17 protein-coding genes are annotated in these 19,869 nt (G+C 62.9%); 16 read left to right on the forward strand and 1 reads right to left on the reverse strand.

Annotated features, from left to right (window positions below; genetic code table 11):
* The first annotated feature begins 17 nt into the window (after positions 1-17).
* From apbC to ACQ4MS_RS14300, 15 genes are all read left to right on the forward strand, one after another.
* Entirely contained in the window at positions 18-1,109 is a 1,092-nt protein-coding gene (apbC, locus tag ACQ4MS_RS14230) for an iron-sulfur cluster carrier protein ApbC (protein WP_431095277.1), read from the forward strand.
* A gap of 137 nt (positions 1,110-1,246) precedes the next feature.
* The gene (locus ACQ4MS_RS14235) at positions 1,247-1,759 is read left to right on the forward strand and encodes a DUF3305 domain-containing protein (RefSeq protein WP_431099594.1); all 513 of its coding nucleotides are present in this window, start codon (positions 1,247-1,249) and stop codon (positions 1,757-1,759) included.
* Positions 1,752-2,489, forward strand: coding sequence for a DUF3306 domain-containing protein (locus ACQ4MS_RS14240; protein WP_431095278.1), 738 nt, complete (start codon positions 1,752-1,754; stop codon positions 2,487-2,489). Before ACQ4MS_RS14235 ends, ACQ4MS_RS14240 begins: the two co-directional genes overlap by 8 nt.
* Positions 2,419-4,554 carry a 4Fe-4S binding protein gene (locus ACQ4MS_RS14245; RefSeq protein ID WP_431095279.1) on the forward strand — a complete coding sequence of 712 codons (2,136 nt, stop codon included), beginning with the start codon at positions 2,419-2,421 and terminating at the stop codon, positions 4,552-4,554. The genes ACQ4MS_RS14240 and ACQ4MS_RS14245 overlap by 71 nt, the downstream gene beginning before the upstream one ends.
* A 21-nt stretch (positions 4,555-4,575) precedes the next feature.
* Positions 4,576-5,193, forward strand: a complete 618-nt coding sequence (locus ACQ4MS_RS14250) for a TorD/DmsD family molecular chaperone (RefSeq protein ID WP_431095280.1) — start codon at positions 4,576-4,578, stop codon at positions 5,191-5,193.
* 211 nt (positions 5,194-5,404) lie between these two features.
* On the forward strand, positions 5,405-5,611 hold the full coding sequence (locus ACQ4MS_RS14255; RefSeq protein WP_431095281.1) for a formate dehydrogenase: 207 nt from the start codon (positions 5,405-5,407) through the stop codon (positions 5,609-5,611).
* A 70-nt stretch (positions 5,612-5,681) separates the two neighbouring features.
* On the forward strand, positions 5,682-8,654 hold the full coding sequence (locus ACQ4MS_RS14260; RefSeq protein ID WP_431095283.1) for a formate dehydrogenase subunit alpha: 2,973 nt from the start codon (positions 5,682-5,684) through the stop codon (positions 8,652-8,654).
* Positions 8,655-8,656: 2 nt separating this feature from the next.
* A complete protein-coding gene (gene fdh3B, locus ACQ4MS_RS14265; RefSeq protein ID WP_431095285.1) occupies positions 8,657-9,277 on the forward strand; it encodes a formate dehydrogenase FDH3 subunit beta in 621 nt (206 codons plus the stop codon).
* On the forward strand, positions 9,274-9,507 hold the full coding sequence (locus ACQ4MS_RS14270; RefSeq protein ID WP_431095286.1) for a hypothetical protein: 234 nt from the start codon (positions 9,274-9,276) through the stop codon (positions 9,505-9,507). The genes fdh3B and ACQ4MS_RS14270 overlap by 4 nt, the downstream gene beginning before the upstream one ends.
* Before the next feature lie 14 nt (positions 9,508-9,521).
* Complete coding sequence (locus tag ACQ4MS_RS14275; protein WP_431095287.1) at positions 9,522-10,724, forward strand: formate dehydrogenase subunit gamma; 1,203 nt, start codon at positions 9,522-9,524, stop codon at positions 10,722-10,724.
* A 30-nt stretch (positions 10,725-10,754) separates the two neighbouring features.
* Complete coding sequence (locus tag ACQ4MS_RS14280) at positions 10,755-11,141, forward strand: hypothetical protein (RefSeq protein ID WP_431095288.1); 387 nt, start codon at positions 10,755-10,757, stop codon at positions 11,139-11,141.
* A gap of 377 nt (positions 11,142-11,518) precedes the next feature.
* Positions 11,519-12,601, forward strand: a complete 1,083-nt coding sequence (locus ACQ4MS_RS14285; protein WP_431095289.1) for a formate dehydrogenase accessory sulfurtransferase FdhD — start codon at positions 11,519-11,521, stop codon at positions 12,599-12,601.
* Positions 12,602-12,852: 251 nt separating this feature from the next.
* On the forward strand, positions 12,853-14,202 hold the full coding sequence (locus ACQ4MS_RS14290) for a C13 family peptidase (RefSeq protein ID WP_431095291.1): 1,350 nt from the start codon (positions 12,853-12,855) through the stop codon (positions 14,200-14,202).
* Between the two features lie 69 nt (positions 14,203-14,271).
* On the forward strand, positions 14,272-16,833 hold the full coding sequence (locus ACQ4MS_RS14295) for an ABC transporter permease (RefSeq protein ID WP_431095293.1): 2,562 nt from the start codon (positions 14,272-14,274) through the stop codon (positions 16,831-16,833).
* 659 nt (positions 16,834-17,492) lie between these two features.
* Complete coding sequence (locus ACQ4MS_RS14300; protein WP_431095295.1) at positions 17,493-17,924, forward strand: group II truncated hemoglobin; 432 nt, start codon at positions 17,493-17,495, stop codon at positions 17,922-17,924.
* A gap of 97 nt (positions 17,925-18,021) precedes the next feature.
* Here ACQ4MS_RS14300 and ACQ4MS_RS14305 read toward each other — a convergent pair whose 3' ends face one another.
* Complete coding sequence (locus ACQ4MS_RS14305; RefSeq protein WP_431095296.1) at positions 18,022-18,360, reverse strand: hypothetical protein; 339 nt, start codon at positions 18,358-18,360, stop codon at positions 18,022-18,024.
* 364 nt (positions 18,361-18,724) lie between these two features.
* Here ACQ4MS_RS14305 and ACQ4MS_RS14310 point away from each other — a divergent pair, with 364 nt between their 5' ends.
* A complete protein-coding gene (locus ACQ4MS_RS14310) occupies positions 18,725-19,819 on the forward strand; it encodes a patatin-like phospholipase family protein (protein ID WP_431095297.1) in 1,095 nt (364 codons plus the stop codon).
* The last annotated feature ends 50 nt before the right edge of the window (positions 19,820-19,869 follow it).

A 19,869-nucleotide genomic window follows, 5' to 3' on the forward strand; every position in this document is an offset into this window, starting at 1 on the left:
CAACGGAGTATTTCCCCATGTCCCTGGACCAACAGGCCGTCCTGAACGCCGTGCAAACCGTGTTGGACCCCAACACCGGCAAAGATTTCGTCACCACCAAGGCCCTGAAAAACCTGCAGCTCAGCGGCAGCGACGTGTCTTTTGATGTCGAGTTGGGCTACCCGGCCAAAAGCCAGATCGCCGGCCTGCGCAAAAGCCTGATTGCCGCCGTCAAGGGCGTGCCGGGCGTGGGCAATGTCTCCGTCAACGTCACGTTCAAGATCGCCAGCCACAGCGTGCAGCGCGGCGTCCAATTGCTGCCCAACGTCAAGAACATCATCGCCGTCGCCTCGGGCAAGGGTGGCGTGGGAAAAAGCACCACCGCCGTCAACCTGGCGCTGGCCCTGGCCGCTGAAGGCGCCAGCGTCGGCCTGCTCGACGCCGACATCTACGGCCCCAGCCAGCCCATGATGATGGGCATCGAAGGCCGGCCGGAAAGCGTGGACGGCAAAAACATGGAGCCGATGGAAAACTACGGCATCCAGGTCATGTCCATCGGCTTCCTGGTCGCGCAGGACGAAGCCATGATCTGGCGCGGCCCCATGGCCACCCAGGCGCTGGAGCAACTGCTGCGCCAGACCAACTGGAAAGACCTGGACTATTTGATCGTCGACATGCCGCCCGGCACCGGCGACATCCAGCTCACGCTGTCGCAGCGCGTGCCGATGACGGGCGCCGTCATCGTCACCACACCGCAAGACATCGCGCTGCTCGACGCCAAAAAAGGCATCAAGATGTTCGAGAAAGTCGGTGTGCCCATCCTGGGCATCGTCGAAAACATGGCAGTGCACGTCTGCAGCAACTGCGGCCATGCCGAGCACATCTTCGGCGAAGGCGGCGGCAAAAAAATGGCGGCCGACTACAAGATGGACTACCTGGGCGCGCTTCCGCTGGACATGCAGATCCGCCTGCAGGCCGACAACGGCCGCCCCACCGTGGTGGCCGACCCGGACGGCGAAGTCGCCGGCATCTACAAGGCCGTGGCGCGCAAGATGGCTGTCACGGTGGCGGCCAAGGCCAAGGATTTCTCCGCCAAATTCCCGACCATCACGATCTCCAAAAACACCTAAGGCATTCACGCTGGCCGGACCTTCCTGGTTCAGGGGCTTATGCGCCGCCGTACACTGCGGGCATGTCGGATTTCCTGCTGCAGTCCCCTGAAACAGACGCCACCGTCCACCGCCCCTGCACCGCGGTGGCCGTGGTCATGCGCCGCGAGCGCATCGACAACCGCTGGCAGCCCTGGCGCTGGGAGCTGGCCGATATCGTGCCTCACGAGGAGGCCTTTGGTGCCGCGCCGCGCCTGCTCCTCAAGGATGAGCGCGAAGAGCGCTGGCTGCATCCCGGCTTCAAGGTCGAGCTCTTTACCGACGATGCCGAAGGCTACTACCTCAATGCCAGCACCGGGCAGCCCTGCTTCTGGGTGGTCTGGCGCATGGAAGAAGAGGCCTTGCTGGCTGATGAACCCATCGCCGTGCCGCAAATTGTCACCCTGAGCTACCACGACGCCGGGCGCTGGCTCGACGCGCAGGAAACGGTGGAGCAGGTGCCTGCGCCGATTCAAATCGTGCAGTGGCTCCAGCAGTTTGTGGACCAGCATTACGTCATCGAAGCCAAGCGCCGCCAACGCCCGCAGAGCTTCAAGCCCCTGACTGATCGCTTCGGCAATCCGGCGCGGGTGAGCACAGAAAAGAAAACCGGTGGAGGCCAGCATGGCTGACGAGCCGACCGGCTTTCTGGGGCGGTGGTCCCGCCGCAAGACTGACATCGCACAAGGAAAACCACTGGAAGAGCCGGTGGCGGCCGTACCGCCTGCGATGAGCGAGAACACGTCTGATGCGCCTGCCGCGCAAAGCCCGGTGTCACAAGAGCCGCAACCACCGCTGGAAAATCCGCCAGAAAAGAAGGTGCTCACGCTGGCTGACGCCAAAGTGCTGACCAAAGATTCCGACTTCAAGCCTTTCATGGCTGGCGATGTGACGCCCGATGTGCGCAACGCGGCCATGAAGCAGCTCTTTACCGACCCGCATTTCAATGTGATGGACGGCCTGGACATTTACATCGACGACTACTCCAAGTCCGACCCCATCCCTGAGTCCATGCTGCGGCAGATGACTAGCGCGAAATTTCTCAATCTCTTTGATGACGAAGAGGACAAGGAGAAAGACCAGCAGGGTGCGGCGGAAGGCGAAGGCCAAGCGCAGGCCACCGGCTCGCAAGACGGCCCCGCCAACCCGCCACGGGAAAGCGCCAATAACCCCGTGAGCGAAACCGTGGCACAGTCCTATGAAAACCCGGACATAGCCTCATCGCAGGCGCCAGGCGCTTTATCAACCAGCCAATCCCAGCCCGACCCGGCCGGTGCCAGCCAACAAGACCATGCCCACACTGATTTGCGACTGCAACCAGACCATGCCGCTCCAGCCCCAGGGGCTCGGCGCGGCACTTAATGAAACCCTGACGCTGCATTCGGCGCTGTGCCGCCGCGAGGTAGGCGCCTTCCAGAAAGCCGCGCAATCCGGTGACGATGTCGTCGTCGCCTGCACCCAGGAAAAGCGGCTGTTTGCCGAAGTGGGTGAACAAACCCAGGGCGTCACCTCGGTGGTGAAGTTCGTCAATATCCGCGAGACCGGCGGCTGGAGCAAAGATGCTGCAAGCGCCATGCCGAAAATCGCGGCATTGCTGGCGGCGGCGCACTTGCCTGATGCCGAGCCGGTATCCACTATCACCTACAAGAGCGCAGGGCGCCTGCTTATCGTGGGCGCACTTGACCAGGCTGAGCAGGTTGCGGCTCTTGTTGCCGACACGCTGGACGTGACGATCTTCGCGCAGGGCGTGTCGCCTCAGGCGCAGGCCGGTTTTCCCTCACAAGAGCGCAGGTATCCCGTGATCGGCGGCGAGCGGCTCACGCTCAAAGGCTGGCTGGGCGCTTTTGAGGCAAGCTGGGACAAAACCAACGCTATCGACCTGGATCTCTGCACACGTTGCAACGCCTGCGTCGCCGTGTGCCCGGAAGGTGCCATCGACCTGAGCTATCAGGTCGACGCCAACAAATGCACATCCCACCGCGACTGCGTGGCCGTGTGCAAGGTGGCCGGCGCCATCGACTTCAGCCGTGCGCCGCAAACACTCACAGAGGCATTTGACCTGGTGCTCGACCTTGGCGCGCAACCGCTGGTAGCGCTGCATGCCCCCCCGCAAGGCTACTTCGCCCTCGATGCGTCTGCCGGCCTGGCTTCGCCCGGCCTGCTGGCTACCGTGGTCAAGCTGCGCGACATGGTGGGCGAGTTTGAAAAGCCCAAATTTTTTGCCTACAAACAAAAACTCTGTGCGCACAGCCGCAACGAAACCGTGGGCTGCAATGCCTGCATCGACATCTGCTCGGCCGGCGCTGTCAGCAGCGAAAAAAACAGACAACAGATCGTCGTCAATCCCAATCTGTGCGTCGGCTGTGGCGCCTGCACCACGGCGTGCCCCACAGGCGCACTCACCTATGCCTACCCTCGCGCGAGCGAACAGGGCGTGCGCATCAAGACCTTGCTGTCGGCATACGCCAAAGCTGGCGGCACGCAACCGGTGCTGCTGTTCCACAGCCAGGCCAGCGGCCAGCAAGCCATCGAGGCCTTGGGCCGCGCCGCGCGCCTGCAGAAAACCGTGCGGGGTGTGCCCGCCAACGTGATCCCGCAAGCGCTGTGGCACACGGCCAGCATGGGCCTGGACTTGTGGCTCAGCGCCATCGCCTTCGGTGCGGCGCAGGTGGCGGTGCTGGTGACGCGTGAAGAGGCTCCTGCTTATCTTGAAGGTTTGGCACAGCAAATGCGTGTGGCGCAAACCCTGCTTAATGGCCTCGGCTATGCAGGCGTTCATTTTCATCTGGTTCAGGCCGGGGAGGGGGGCGATGCGGTCGCCGCGCTGGACACCAACCTGCAGCTACTTTCGCGCGGCCGGCCCACAGTACCCGCCAGTGCGGCGCGTTTTGCTGTCGCGCAGGAAAAGCGCAGCACGCTCGACATGGCGCTGGACCACCTCATTGGGCAGGCGCCCGCCGCCTTGCCCGAAGCCATCGGGCTGCCCACCAAAGGCTCACCCTTCGGCAGTTTGGCCGTCAATGCCGACAGCTGCACACTGTGCCTGAGCTGCGTGAGCGCCTGTCCGGCCAGCGCGCTGCAAGACAACCCTGATCGCCCGCAGCTCAAGTTCATCGAAAAGAACTGCGTGCAGTGCGGCCTGTGCGCCACCACCTGCCCGGAAGACGCCATCACACTGCAGCCGCGCCTGCTGCTCACACCGCAGCGCAAGGAAGCGCGTGTGCTCAACGAAAGCCAGCCATACCAGTGCATACGCTGCAGCAAACCCTTCGGCACGCTCAAGGCCATCGAGTCCATGCTGGGCAAGCTCGCGGGGCATGCGATGTTCCAGGGCGCGGCGGCCGACCGCCTCAAGATGTGCGGTGACTGCCGGGTCATAGACATCTATTCGGCCGAGAACGAGATCAAGATCACTGACATCCGCTAAGCAAAAACGACCAAAACCACCATGACGCAAGCCCAACTGACCGCTTCCACCCTGGACGAAGAAACCGCGCGGGCGGAAGTCTATGGCTTGCTGGCCGCGCTTTATTACGCAGCGCCTTCTGCGGAGTTTCATGAAAACCTCCGCATAGCCGTGACCGAGGCGCCCGCGACGGGTGGCGTGCTCGAAAGTTCGTGGAGCGAACTGGTTGCCGCTGCCCGCGCGCACAGCCTGGCCGACGTTACGCGCGAGCACGATGCCCTGTTCGGCGGCGTCGGCAAGCCCGAGGTGTATCTCTTTGGGTCGCACTACCTCAGCGGTTTCTTGAACGAGAAGCCCCTGGCCGCCTTGCGCAACGACATTGCCGCACTGGGCCTGGCGCGCGATGAAACCATGCCCGAGACGGAAGACCATGTGGCCTATTTGTGCGAGGTCATGCGCTACCTGATCGCCGGTGACGATGTGGAGGTTGCCAATCTCACACGCCAGCGCGAATTTTTTTCGCGGCATGTTCAGCCCTGGGTGCCGCTGATGTGTGATGCCATCACCGCGCATCCCAAGGCCCGGTTTTATGCGGCGCTGGCGGCCTTTACCCAGACTTTTATCAGCGTCGAGGCCCAAGGCTTCGACATGCTGGCTTGAACGCCGCGCGTCGAGCCGAAAGCTTTTTTCTCAAATTGAGACAGCTTCGTGCGGTGCAAGAACCCTGACAGGCCGTCCAGACAATAAGATCGCTTATCGTTTTCCCTAGACTTGGACGTTGAGCAACGCTAAAGATTGTGGTGCACAGCACTCTGCCTTACAGTACTATGCAAACGGTTACATAGCCAGCAAGCCTTCCCTGGAGATCACCATGCAGGACAGCCAGCCAAAACCCTCACGCAGGGGATTCTTTTTCGGCGCAGCCGCCACCGGCGCGGCAGCCGCGGCCATTGTGGCCCTGCCGGGTGCTCCGGCACTTCAAGCCGAGCTTCCGGCGCCCAAGCCGGCTCCTGAAAAAGGGGGCGGCTACACCCTCTCAGAACACGTCAAGCGCTACTACAAGACCACCCGCATCTAGCACCCAAGTAGCCGCAGGCGTTCGACTCAAGCCCGATCAGCCCCCGATTTCACCTTCTACGGAGAGCTTCATGCTGCTCACGAAAAAATCCTCTGATGTCCATCCCGTGCATCGCGCGGGTTCCGCGCGCTTTGTGCAAAGCCTCTCGCGGGGCCTGTCCAACGCCTTGCCCACCATGGACCGCCGCGCTTTCCTGCGCCGCTCCGGCCTGGGCGTCGGTGTGGGTCTCGCGGCCACGCAGCTGACCTTGGTCAAAAAGGCCTCCGCCGCCGCGCCCGGCACGACGTCTGACGGCACAGGCAAGATTGAAGTCAAGCGCACCGTCTGCACCCACTGCTCGGTGGGCTGCGCTGTGGATGCGGTGGTTGAAAACGGCGTCTGGGTTCGTCAGGAGCCGGTATTCGACTCTCCCATCAACCTGGGCGCCCATTGCGCCAAGGGCGCCGCGTTGCGCGAGCACGGCCACGGCGAATTCCGCCTGCGCTACCCGATGAAGCTGGTCAACGGGAAGTACGAGCGCATCACATGGGACGTTGCACTGAACGAGATCAGCGCCAAAATGCTCGAGCTGCGCAAGGCCAGCGGTCCTGACTCCGTGTACGTTGTGGGTTCGTCCAAACACAACAACGAGCAGGCCTACCTGCTGCGCAAGTGGATGAGCCTGTGGGGCAGCAACAACTGTGACCACCAGGCCCGCATCTGCCACTCCACCACGGTGGCAGGCGTTGCCAACACCTGGGGCTACGGCGCCATGACCAATTCGTACAACGACATGCAAAACAGCAAGGTCGCCCTGTACATCGGCTCCAATGCCGCCGAAGCACACCCCGTCAGCCTGCTGCACATGCTGCACGCCAAGGAAACCGGCTGCAAGATGATCGTGGTTGACCCGCGCTTCACGCGAACCGCGGCGAAGGCGGACGAATACATCCGCCTCCGCTCGGGCTCCGACATCCCCTTCCTGTTTGGCATGCTGTACCACATCTTCAAGAACGGCTGGGAAGACAAGAAGTACATCAACGACCGTGTCTACGGCATGGACAAGGTCAAGGAAGACGTGCTGGCCAAATGGACACCCGACAAGGTGGAAGAAGCCTGCGGCGTGCCCGAAGCGCGCGTCTACATGGCCGCCGAGATGATGGCCAAGAACCGGCCGTCCACCATCGTCTGGTGCATGGGCCAGACCCAGCACACCATCGGCAACGCCATGGTTCGCGCTTCGTGCATCCTGCAGCTGGCACTGGGCAATGTCGGCGTGTCCGGCGGCGGCACCAATATCTTCCGTGGGCATGACAACGTGCAGGGCGCCACCGACGTCGGCCCCAACCCTGACTCGCTGCCCGGCTACTACGGCTTGGCAGAAGGCTCGTGGAAGCACTTCGCAAAAACCTGGGGCGTTGACTTTGACTGGATCAAGGGCCGCTATGCATCGGCGGCCATGATGGGCAAGCCCGGCATCACGGTCTCGCGCTGGATCGACGGCGTGATGGAGAAAAACGAACTCATCGACCAGGACTCCAACCTGCGCGGCGTCTTCTTCTGGGGCCATGCGCCCAACTCTCAGACGCGTGGCCTGGAAATGAAGCGGGCCATGGACAAGCTGGATCTGCTGGTGGTCGTGGATCCCTACCCATCGGCCACCGCCGCCATGGCCGCCATGCCCGGTAAGGCCGAAGACCTCAACCCCAACCGCGCGGTCTACCTGCTGCCGGCCGCCACGCAGTTTGAAACCAGCGGCTCTGTGACGGCGTCCAACCGGTCCATCCAGTGGCGCGAAAAAGTGATCGAGCCGCTCTGGGAGAGCCGCAGCGATCACATGATCATGCACCAGTTCGCCGAGAAGCTGGGCTTCGCCAAGGAGCTCTCCAAGAACTACAAGATGCAAAAGGTCAAGGGCATGGACGAGCCCGTGCCGGAAGACATCCTGCGCGAGATCAACAAGACCTGCTGGACCATCGGCTATACCGGCCAGAGCCCTGAGCGCCTGAAGGCGCACATGCGCAACATGCACCTGTTCGATGTCAAGACCCTCAAGTCCAAAGGCGGCGTCGACAAGGAAACCGGCTACGACACCACGGGCGACTATTTCGGCCTGCCATGGCCGTGCTACGGCACGCCCGAGATGAAACACCCGGGCTCGCCCAATCTGTATGACACCTCCAAACATGTCATGGAAGGCGGCGGTAACTTCCGCGCCAACTTCGGCGTGGAGCGCGAAGGCAAAAACCTGCTGGCGGAAGACGGCTCCTATTCCAAGGGTGCCGACATCCAGACCGGCTACCCCGAGTTCGACCACCTGCTGGTGAAAAAACTCGGCTGGTGGGACGAGTTGACGGACGCCGAAAAAACCGCCGCCGAGGGCAAGAACTGGAAGACCGACTCTTCAGGCGGCCTGATCCGCGTCGTCATGAAGAACCACGGTTGCCATCCCTTCGGCAACGCCAAGGCGCGCGCTGTGGTCTGGAACTTCCCCGATGCCATTCCGCAGCACCGCGAGCCGCTTTACGGCAATCGGGCCGACCTCATGGCCAAGTACCCGACGCACGACGACAAGAAAGCCTTCTGGCGCCTGCCCACGCTGTACAAAACCATCCAGCAAAAGAACATCGCCGACAAGGTGCATGAGAAATTCCCGCTGATCATGACTTCGGGCCGGCTCGTCGAATACGAAGGCGGCGGCGAGGAAACCCGCTCCAACCCCTGGCTGGCCGAGCTGCAGCAGGAGATGTTCATCGAGATCAACCCCAAGGTCGCGGCCGAAAAAGGGATACGCAACGGCGAACGCGCCTGGGTCAATACCCCCACCGGCGCCCGACTCAACGTGCAGGCCCTGGTCACCGACCGCGTCGGGCCCGATACCGTGTTCATGCCTTTCCACTTCTCCGGCCGCTGGCAAGGCGCCGACATGCTGGCGTACTACCCGAACGGCGCAGCACCGGTTGTGCGCGGCGAGGCCATCAACACGGCAACGACTTACGGCTACGACAGCGTCACGATGATGCAAGAAACAAAAACGACGGTCTGCAACGTCGAAAGGGCATAACCATGGCAAGAATGAAATTTGTTTGTGACGCCGAGCGCTGCATTGAATGCAACGGCTGCGTCACAGCCTGCAAAAACGAAAACGAAGTCCCGTGGGGCGTCAACCGCCGCCGCGTGGTCACGCTCAACGACGGCGTTCCCGGCGAGAAATCCATTTCGGTCGCCTGCATGCATTGCAGCGACGCCCCCTGCATGGCCGTCTGCCCCGTTAACTGCTTTTACCGCACCGACGAGGGCGTAGTGCTGCATGACAAGGACGTCTGCATCGGCTGCGGCTACTGCTCTTACGCCTGCCCCTTCGGCGCGCCGCAGTTCCCGGCCTCCGGTACGTTCGGGGTGCGCGGCAAGATGGACAAGTGCACCTTCTGCGCCGGCGGCCCCGAGGTCAATGGCAGCCAGGCCGAGTTTGAAAAATACGGCCGCAACCGCCTGGCCGAAGGCAAGCTTCCGGCGTGCGCCGAAATGTGCTCGACCAAGGCCCTGCTGGCCGGCGACGGCGATGTGGTTGCCGACATCTTCCGTAACCGCGTGGTCCAACGCGGCAAGGGCGCCGAGGTCTGGGGCTGGGGCACCGCCTACGGCTCTAAACAAGCTGGCCAGCCACCTGCAGGAGCCAAATCATGATGCGCCTTCTTGCATTGACCATCGCGGTTGCAGGCTTGTCGGCCTGCGGCGACAAGCCGCAAACCCTGGGTAGCGGCGTCAAAACCGACGGCGCAGCCTACCAGGGCGTGCAGAACCAGTTTGCAGCGCCCGGCTGGAAGGCCGGCGACAAGACCAGCTGGGAGCAGAGCCTGAAGGCCCGCGCGCAGAACAGCCAAAACGAGTACAACAAGATCGGCAGCTCGAAATAGTGACCGGAGGCCTTATGTTTCGTGCACGAACAGCTATATTTTTGATAGCGAGTAGCCTGGCGGGGTTTGCTGTGGCGCAGGCACCCGCAAAGCAGCCCGCCGCCGCTCCGCAGGCTGCGGGGGTTGCCGTACCCGCGCAGGCAACTGCTCCTGCGGCCGGTGGTATCCAGGGCCAGAACATCTTTGAAGTCAAGCCCGAGGCCAGCGCCGACCCGAACTATGCCAAGCAGTCCAACGGCGAACGAGCCAAGGTACAGCCCGGCAACAACGCGCCCATGTGGCGCCAGGTCGGCGAAGGCGTCACCGGCTACAGCAGCCTGCCTAAAAGCGAGGCCCCCGAAGCCGGCAATCTGATCCAGCCTTTTGTGCAGTATCCCGGCTCACGCCTGACCAACGCCGGCGAAGCCTGGCGCCAGGTGCGCAACAACTGGATCATTCCCTACGGCGGCTCACTCTTCCTGATCGTGCTGCTCGCCATCGCGATTTTTTACTACAGCAAGGGCACCATCAAGACCCACGGCGCCGATACCGGCCGCAAGATCGAGCGCTTCACGCCCTTTGAGCGCGCTGCGCACTGGTCCAATGCGATCGCGTTTTCCATCCTGGCCATCTCGGGGCTGGTGATGGCCTTTGGCAAGTTCTTCCTGTTGCCCGTGCTCGGCGGTGCGATTTTCGGCTGGCTCACATGGGTGCTAAAAACCATGCACAACTTTGCCGGCCCGCTGTTCGCAGTGTCGCTGGTGATCGTGTTCTTTACCTTCCTGCGCGACAACTGGCCGCAGAAGGGCGATCTGCACTGGCTGGCCAAAGGCGGTGGCCTGATCACGGGCGGCGAAGAACCGCCTTCGAACCGTTTCAACGCTGGTGAAAAACTCATCTTCTGGGGCGGCGTGTTCTTCCTCGGCATCGTGGTGGTGTCCTCGGGTTTTGTGCTCGACAAGCTGCTGCCGGGCCTGATCTACGAGCGCTCCACCATGCAGATTGCACACATGGTGCATGCCGTGGCCACCGTGCTCATGATGTGCATGTTCCTCGGTCATATTTACCTCGGCACCATCGGCATGCAGGGCGCATACAAGGCCATGCGCACCGGTTATGTCGACGAGACCTGGGCGCGCGAGCACCACGAATACTGGTATGACGATGTCAAGGCCGGAACCATCCCGGCCCAGCGCACCAAGCCTGTTGATCCGCCCGGTCAGACGGTCCAGGCATAGCGTTAACAGACCCCGAATGAGGATTCAACGATGAAAAAACTCCTGATCATGAGCTTGCTGGCCGTCGCGTCAGCCGCATCGCTGGCCAAGCTGCCTCCTTTGAGTGACGAAGCCAAGGCCAAGGCCGCTGAAGCCGCCGCCAAGACCGCGTGGACGGGCAAGGTGGAGGCCTACCTGCTGTGCAAGTCGCAAGACAAGGTTGCCGCCAGCTATTACAAGACGGCCAAAGCCGCCGGCAAGGAAACGAAGCCAGCCGCTGCTGCACCCGCCTGCGCCGACCCCGGCCCTTTCGCCTACACCCCGCCCGCAGCCAAGCCGATTGAAGCGGCCGGCGCGCATTCGCCCGCAGGCACTGCCGGTAGCCCGCCCAGTACCAAGCAACCCGATGCGGTCGGAAACCCGGCCAAGAAGTCCTGATCCGTCCCGGTATAGAGCCTGTCTACGATCTAAAAGGGACCGCGCAAGCACCTTCTCGGGATGGGATGCAAGGCGCGGTGCGACGCCCATAGCCAGCTATGGGCTAGCGCCGCAACGCCGCAGACCGCCCGAGAAGGCACTTGCCCTCCGGGTTGGGGTGAAATCGGGCGATTGAGCCACCCGAGCCCTTGCATGGGCATGAGCCCATGCGGCGTTCCCGGTCGGCCCACTCATCCCGGTTGCACTCCAACGCGGCCCCTTTTAGATCGTAGACAGGCTCTATAAGCCGACCCCGCGAGGGGCCGGCTTTTTTGTTGTAGTCTTCCCTCATGCGCGCTTCGACACCTCCTTCTTCACGCCTGCAAAGCCTGCCTCGGATGACCCATGCCCAGGCGGCGCTGACCTGCGAGGTCGACGCCGTCAACGAGTACGGCGAGGTGCAAAAAATCGCTATCCCCGCCGAGCGTGCGCTCACCGTGTACGTCGACAAACGTGAACTCGTCACGCTCATGACGCTGGGCGCCCACCCCGAATTGCTGGTGCTGGGTTACCTGCGCAACCAGCGGCTGGTCAAAGACGTGGCAGACATCGAGTCCATTACGGTCGACTGGGATGTGGGCGCGGCCGCCGTCAAGACGCGCCACGGCATTGAAGATATTGAAGAAAAAACCTCGCGCCGCGTGGTCACCACGGGCTGCGGGCAGGGCAGTGTGTTCGGCGGCCTGATGGACGAGGTCGACGGCATCGTGCTGCCTGCCGGGGCGCAGATGACGCAAGCCCAGTTGTATTCGCTCGTCAACACCATACGGCTCAAAGAGACGACCTACAAATCCGCCGGTTCGGTGCATGCCTGCGCATTGTTTGCGATGACCGGGGGCGATCCTGAAATGCTGCTCTTCGTGGAGGATGTCGGCCGTCATAACGCCATCGACACCATCGCAGGCTGGATGGCTATCAATATGGCCCCCACGCTCGGCACTGACGTGTCCTCGCTGCCCCCCGAGGGGGCGCTGCGCCTGCGGCCCGGCGAAGCCGGTTCCACGGCCCCGGCTGATGAAGATGGAGCCCCCACGCTTCCCACTTCGTGTGGTTCGCTGCCCCCCGAGGGGGTGCTGCGCCTGCGGCCCGGCGAAGCCGGTTCCGCGGCCCCGGCTGGTGAAGAGGGGAAGGGCGTCGTCGGCGCTTCATTGACGGATCCCGGCTGGGAAGGTCTGGTCTTCTACACCACTGGCCGTCTCACCAGCGAAATGGTCATCAAGTCCGCGCAGATGGGGGTCCCCATCGTCGTCTCGCGCAGCGGCATCACGCAGATGGGGCACCAGGTCGCGCAGACGGTGGGCCTGTGCGCTATCGGTCGTGCCACCAACAAACGTTTTGTCTGCTATGCCAGTCCGCAGCGGCTCAAGCTGCAGCCAGAACTGGCCGGCCCTCGCCCTCGCAATGTGGGCGCTGAGCCCTGAAACTGCCGTGGCATGATGCCGCCATGCACGACTCCCAAGTTCATCACACCCTGCCTGGAATCCCGGAGCCTTTGCTGAGCCCCGCGGACCGCGGCCCTCCTGATACCTCTGGGGGGTTGAGCACATTGCGCTGGATAGTGGAGGGGCTCCGTGCTGCGTTTTTTCTGCCTGTTCGCGTGGCAGGCAAAACGCCAACGCCTATGCAAGTGTTGGGCATTGCGGTTCTGGTCTCCGCAACGGAAGTTGCATTGATGAGGCTGGAAGTTGCAGGTCCTGCGGTTTTTAACCTGCAGGCCTGGTTGTCGACATGGTGGACCATCGGGTTGGGGATTGGCCTGGCCTGGTGGGCCTTTCCTGCCTCGCCTCTTTTGCCTGCGCCTGCGCCTGACGCGGGCGAGCCGGTGCCTGATCAAGCGCCTCGCGGTGTGGCGGCCTTTATCGCGCTATGGCTGGCGTCAGCGCTGCCCAACGTGTTCGTCGCCCAGGGCGTGGTCGGTGCGATTGCGCAGGGCTGGATCAAGGCGGCGGTGTTTTCCGCCCCCTGGTTTTACTGGGCGTTCTATCTGGCGATGACGGCCTGGGCGCTTGGCGTGGGCCTTTTCCTCTTTGTTCGTTTCGCCGGATGGACCTGGCGGACTGCAATCTTTGTGCTGGTCTTTCTGACAACGACAGGCTTGTCCGCCTGGCAATTCCACGCGCGTACCTGGGGGCCGGACTATGCGAGCCAGACCGGCGCCGAAGACAGCCCCCGCCTGCAGCTGAGCCAGCAGACCTTCGAGCACCAGCAGGCTTTGATGGAAAAGACCATGGCAGCCATCGCGCCGCAGCGCCGCGGCGTCACTGACGTCTACGGCCTGGTGTTTGCCCCTTATGCCGGGGAAGACGTGTTCCTGCGGGAAAGCACCATGGTCAGCCGCGTGCTCACCGAGCGTTTCGATGCCGAAGGCCGCGTGGTGCACTTGGTCAATCACGCCAGCACGGTGCAGAGCCATCCCTGGGCCACCACGCTGAATTTGCAGCGCGCCATCGATGCGCTGGCCCAGCGCATGGACCGTGAGAATGACCTGCTCGTGATCTACATGACCTCGCACGGCGCAAGCGATTTCAAGCTGGCCGCGTCCCACTGGCCCTTGCAGGTACCGCCCTTGAGTCCCGGCGAGCTGCGTGAAGCGCTCGACAACGCCGGCATTCGTCACCGCGTGATCGCCATATCGGCCTGTTTCTCAGGCGGCTGGGTTGATGTGCTTGCCGGCGACACCACCCTCGTCATGACCGCTGCGGATGCCACCCATACCTCTTATGGTTGCGGCAGCCTGTCCGAGCTCACCTTCTTTGGCCGGGCGCTCTTTGACGAGCAGTTGCGCAAGACGCGCTCGTTCGAGCAGGCCTTTGCCAGTGCCGTCCCCCTGATCAAGCAACGCGAGATCGACGCCGGCAAGGACGACGGTTTCTCGAACCCGCAGATCAGCGCAGGCACCGGTATCCGCCCCGTATTGCGTGCGCTGGAGCAGCGGCTGGATACCCTGGCGGCTGCGCCGGCTTCGGTCCCGGCTCCGACGCCGGTCCCGCTGCCTGGCGCTGGCTTCAAAACGTCGCCATAACCCCTCGCAGAACCCCTTGTAAATCCAGGCCAGGGTGCCGGGGCGTGGACTTTGCGTTATGGTCTGCCCATGAACACCCTTTTCCTCAAACTCGGCTGGAAAACCCTGTTGCGTGATATGCGTGCGGGAGAGCTGCGGCTGCTGATCGTGGCGGTAACCCTGGCCGTCGCAGCCCTCACGGCGGTCGGGTTTTTTGCCGATCGCCTCAAAGGCGGGCTGCAGCGCGACGCGCGCCAACTGCTGGGCGGCGATGCCGTGGTCCGCAGCGATGGTGCGACGCCCGCCGCCTTCATCGCCAAAGCGCAGGCCCTCGGCCTCAAGGGCGTCTCAACCGTTACCTTTCCCACCATGGGCCGCGCGACCGACGCAGACGGTGGTGCCAGCAAGCTGGTGGCTTTCAAGGGTGTGCCAGAGGGTTATCCGCTGCGCGGCAGCATGAAAGTCGCCGACAGCCTGGACGGCGCAGGCCAGAACACGCAGGAGGTACCGGCGCCCGGCACGGCCTGGGCAGATGCGTCGCTTCTTGATGCGCTGGGCCTGAAGCTGGGCCAGACACTGTTGATGGGCGATGCCAGCTTCAAGGTCACCCGCATCATCGTGCAGGAGCCCGACCGCGGTGCCGGGTTCATCAGTTTTTCTCCCCGCGTCATGGTCAACCAGACCGACGTTGCCGCCACCAACCTGATCCAGCCGGCCAGCCGCACCAACTACCGCTTTGCCGTGGCCGGCGACGACAAGGCCGTCAAGGCCTACGTGAAATGGGCCGCGGACGAGATCAAAAAACCCGGCGCTGAATCCGGCATACGTGGCGTGCGCCTGGAATCGCTCGAATCGGGCAGCCCCGAAATGCGCCAGACCCTGGACCGCGCCGAAAAATTCCTCAATCTGGTGGCGCTGCTTGCAGCCTTGCTGAGTGCCGTGGCGGTGGCGATTGTGGCGCGCGGGTTTGCGGCCAAACACCTGGACGATTGCGCGATGCTTCGCGTGCTGGGGCAGCCCCAGCGCACCATAGCGCTGGCTTATACCTTTGAGTTTGTCGTGGCGGGCATGCTGGCCAGCGCCCTTGGTGTTGCGCTGGGCTTTGCGGTGCACTACGGCTTTGTGGTGCTGCTGGCCGGGCTGGTTGAAACAGCATTGCCGGCCGCCACCTTGTGGCCTGTCGCCTTCGGTATGGGCATGGGCCTGACACTGCTGCTGGCCTTCGGCCTGCCGCCGGTGCTGCAGCTGGCGCAAGTGCCGCCGCTGCGCGTGATCCGCCGCGATGTGGGCAACCTCAAACCCGCTTCACTGGCAGTGCTGGGTGTGGGGGTGGCTGGTTTTGCCGCCCTGCTGGTGGCGGCCAGCAGCGATCTCAAACTCGGCCTGATTGCCGTGGGCGGATTTGCCGGCGCCGTCCTGGTGTTTGCGGTGGCCAGCTTTGCCGCCGTCAAGCTGCTGCGCGCCAGCGTGAACGAAGCCACCGCCCCGCGCTGGCTGGTGCTGGCCACGCGCCAGTTGTCGGCGCGCCCTGTGTATGCGGTAGTCCAGACCAGCGCGCTGGCAGTCGGCCTGCTGGCACTGATGCTGCTGGTGTTGCTGCGCACCGACCTCATCAGCAGCTGGCGCAAAGCCACACCGCCCGATGCGCCCAACCGCTTTGTCATCAACGTGCAGCCGGAGCAGGGCGAAGCTTTCCAGAAAGCGTTGCGCGACGGTGGCGTGAAGAAGTTCGACTGGTATCCCATGATCCGCGGGCGCCTTGTGGCCGTGAACGGCAAGGCCGTCACGCCGGATGACTTTGAGGACGATCGCGCCAAACGCCTGGTGGACCGCGAGTTCAACCTTTCCAACAGCGCCGACATGCCCACGCACAATCAGGTAACCGGCGGGAAATGGACGGGCGGTGAAAAAGACGCGATCAGTGTTGAAGATGGTTTGGCGAAAACGCTGGGCCTCAAGCTGGGTGACTCCCTGCGCTTTGACATCGGCGGCCAGCTCAGTGAAGCAAAGATCACCAGCCTGCGCAAGGTCGATTGGGGATCAATGCGCGTTAATTTCTTTGTGATGTACCCGGTGGCCCAGTTGCCTGCCGATGTACCGGTCTCTTTCATCAGCGCCTTCCGCTCGCCGGACCCGGTTGCAGCGGCAGCCGGCCAGCCACCGCCCCAGAGTTTTGACAACACCCTCGTGAAGGCCTTCCCCAACATCACCAATGTCGACATGAGCAGCACGCTGGCCCAGGTGCAACGTGTGCTCGACCAGGTGATCCGCGCGGTCGAGTTTTTGTTCGGCTTCACGCTGGCCGCCGGCCTGGTGGTGCTGTTTGCCGCCATCACCGCCACACGCGAAGAGCGCGCCCGTGAGTTCGCCATCATGCGCGCTGTAGGGGCTCGCGCCTCGCTGCTGCGGCAGGTGCAGCGTGCCGAGCTGGCGGGGGTTGGTTTGCTGGCCGGTTTCCTCGCCTCCATCGTCGCACTGGCGGTGGGCTGGGGCTTGGCGCGGTTTGTGTTTGACTTCAACTGGACCGGGTCTTGGACGGTACCGCTGATGGGCAGCCTTGCCGGGGCGGTGCTGGCGTTGGCGGCGGGGTGGTGGGGGTTGAGGTCGGTTTTGAATACGCCTGTGGTGGAGACTTTGCGGAAGGCTCAATAAGGTCGCCTTGGCCCTTGCCCTGTGCTTGCTCGGGCGTTGGGTTTTTTGCTGAGGGTTGTTGGCCGGGGGTTGCCCGGCATGCAACTCACTTTCTTTTGCTTCGCCAAAAGAAAGTAAGCAAAGAAAAGGCGACCCTGCTGTCTGCGTCCCTTGCGCTTCGCTTCAGGGAAACCTGCGGTGCTCGGTCCAGCCGGGGTCAAAAACAACTCGCCTTCGGCTCAGACAAGTTTTTGCCCTGATCCGTCTGGCCCTCCGCTCCTCGGCGCATACAGAAGGGGTGGGGGAAGGAATACCGAGCAGCCAACAGCCGAAGACAAAACTCCGAACACCGGAAGAAACAAGGACACGCCACGGCGTGTCCTTGTCGGTATTGGTTTTCGGTATTCGAATTCGGACTGCCCCGTCCTGGCTGGGTCGAGCAGCGCAGGTTGCCCCGTAGCGCAGCGTAGGGGACCCAGACTGCGGGTCGCCTTTTCTTTGGTGACTTTCTTTTGGCGAAGCAAAAGAAAGTTACTTGCCGCCGGGCAACCCCCGGCCAGCAGAACCATGCAAAGAGCACGCCCACCAAATCCCAAATCCCAAATCACCAAAGACCCAAATCACCAACAACCTAAAACCCTCTCAATCTACCCAAAAACTCAACGCTCGATAATCCCAGAATGCAGATAGAAGAAAAGCCCCCAGGAAACCCCCCGTTCGAAACCCCCTACGCCTGGATAGGCGGCGAAGAGCGCGTGAAAGCTTTGGTTGAGCGCTTCTACGACCTGATGGATCTGGAGCCTGGCTACAAAGCGCTGCGCGCCGCGCACGGCAGCACGCTGGACAATGCCCGCCAGCGCCTCTTCTGGTTTTTATGCGGCTGGCTGGGCGGGCCGCAGTACTACACCGACCGCTTCGGCCACCCGCGCCTGCGCATGCGCCACATGCCGCAGCAAACCGGTGGCGGCTCCATCGGCATTGCCGAGCGTGACCAGTGGCTGGCCTGCATGGACCAGGCCATGCGCGAGACCGGCGTTGACGAAGGCCTGCGCACGCGGCTCAATACCTCGTTTTTCCAGACAGCGGATTGGATGCGCAACCGGGGCGAGTGATGCCTCAACGGTCCGGCGCAATGCCGGACCGCTGCATGCCATGAAAGGTATAGCTGCTTGCCCCGAATGAAAAGGGCTGCAGCGGTATTGATCCCCGCTAGATGGCACATCGGTGCCGCCCGTGGGGCAGCACGTTGTGAAGCCACATGCGCTCGCGGATGTGTGCCCGCAGCGAATTGGCAGACAAATCATCCGGATTTTCCTTGTCGCCGTTGCGGGGGGCTTCGGGTGCCTTGGCGGGTTCGGCTTGCCTGTCTTTCTGGATGAAGTTGGTTTCCCTGAGTACATGGCCGCGGACAAATTCTCCCCGCTCGTCAATTTCGTCATACCAGTACGTCGATGTGACCTGACTCTCGCTGGCTTGCACCTTGATGTCCCTCTGGACGATCCGGTGGCCCTCTTGAATGCCAAGTTTTTTCCTGTGCAGCGCGTTCATCCAGACAACTCCTCTTTGTTTTAGTAAGGCGACTCTAACGAGATTGAGACGCATTGCGCGGATGCCCCGCGCAACTAAAGAAGAGAAAGAAGAGGTCGGCGGTATATTCCACGCGCGAGTGGTCTGAGGCCAACGCAAATGAGTATTCGGTCACATCCATGAATGGCAGCTCCTTCCTGAACGCCTGCTCAAAAATGCTGTGAGGCTCGCCCCCAGGGCCGAGCCGGGCCGGCTTGGGCATCAAGGCGGCAGGCGTAGGACAATCTGGCCAGCCCACCCACGAAGAAAATATGCAACACGGCTTTCCCATGGCGATCCCTGCGCATTGCCCGCTTACTCTGCCTGCGCGTAGCAGGGCCGCGGCATGAAGCCCGTGTACCTGGCCCTGTCGGGCGGCGGTACGCGCGCCATGGTGTTTCACTGCGGCGTGCTCAGCTTCCTGGCCGAACACCACGCGCTGGAGCGGGTCAGCAAGGTATCTACCGTATCGGGCGGCAGCCTGCTGGTGGGCCTTTTGCTGCAGCTCAACGCGATGCGCTGGCCGGACAGCGAGGAATGCCTGGAAGTGTTGCTTCCGCGCGTGAAAACGCTGCTCACCACCACAGACCTGCAAAACGCCGCCATGCGCGCCATGTTGCACCCGCGCAATTGGCGCTTCGTGCTGTCGCGCGCCAATGTGCTGGCGTCGGCCATCGGCAGCACCTGGGGGATTGACGCCTTGATGGAGGACATCCCCGCTTCGCCGGCCTGGGTGGTCAATGCCACCACGGCCGAAACCGGCAAGCGCGCCAGCCTCGAAGGCGATGCACTGCGCGACTGGATGCTGGGCTCCACACGCCTGAAGCAGCTGCCGCTGCGTGACGCCATGGCCGTGTCGGCGGCTTTCCCGGGGCTGATTGGCCCTTATGTCCTGCCCACCGACAGCTTTGACTGGAACCTGCCGATGTTCGCTTCCGGCGACGACGCCCGGCCAGCCGAAGACCGCTTTGCCCGGATCCACCTCTACGACGGCGGTGTGTACGACAACCTCGGGCTGGAGCCGTTCTTTGACGCCGGCTTTGGCCCCAAACCCAAAATCGACGGCGTCATCATTGCGTCCGACGCCGGTGCACCCTTGCCGGTGGGTTTTGCCATGGGCCGCCTCAGCCTGTACCGGCTCAAGCATGTCGCAGACATCATGTCCGACCAGGTCCGCGCGCTGCGCGCCAGGGGACTTATGGCTTACGCCGCGCGGGAGCCCGGGCGTGCTTCCTACCTGCGCATAGGGGCCACCGCCCAGGAGGTCGCCGAACGTGCAGGTGCCGACTGCCCGGCCGGCGAATGGCTGGACGCGGAGAGCGTCAGGGTGGCAGCTGCCTACCCGACCTCATTGAAGAAGATGCCACTGCCGATGTATGAGCTGTTGTTCAGGCACGGTTATGAATGCGCGGCAGCCGGGCGGGCGGGGTTCGGACTTTAAGCCGGGAAGCGGCCGAATCAGGCCTGGGCTTTGAATTTGCTGTGCTATTA

Source organism: Polaromonas aquatica (assembly GCF_050626995.1).
GTDB lineage: Bacteria > Pseudomonadota > Gammaproteobacteria > Burkholderiales > Burkholderiaceae_C > Polaromonas > Polaromonas aquatica_A.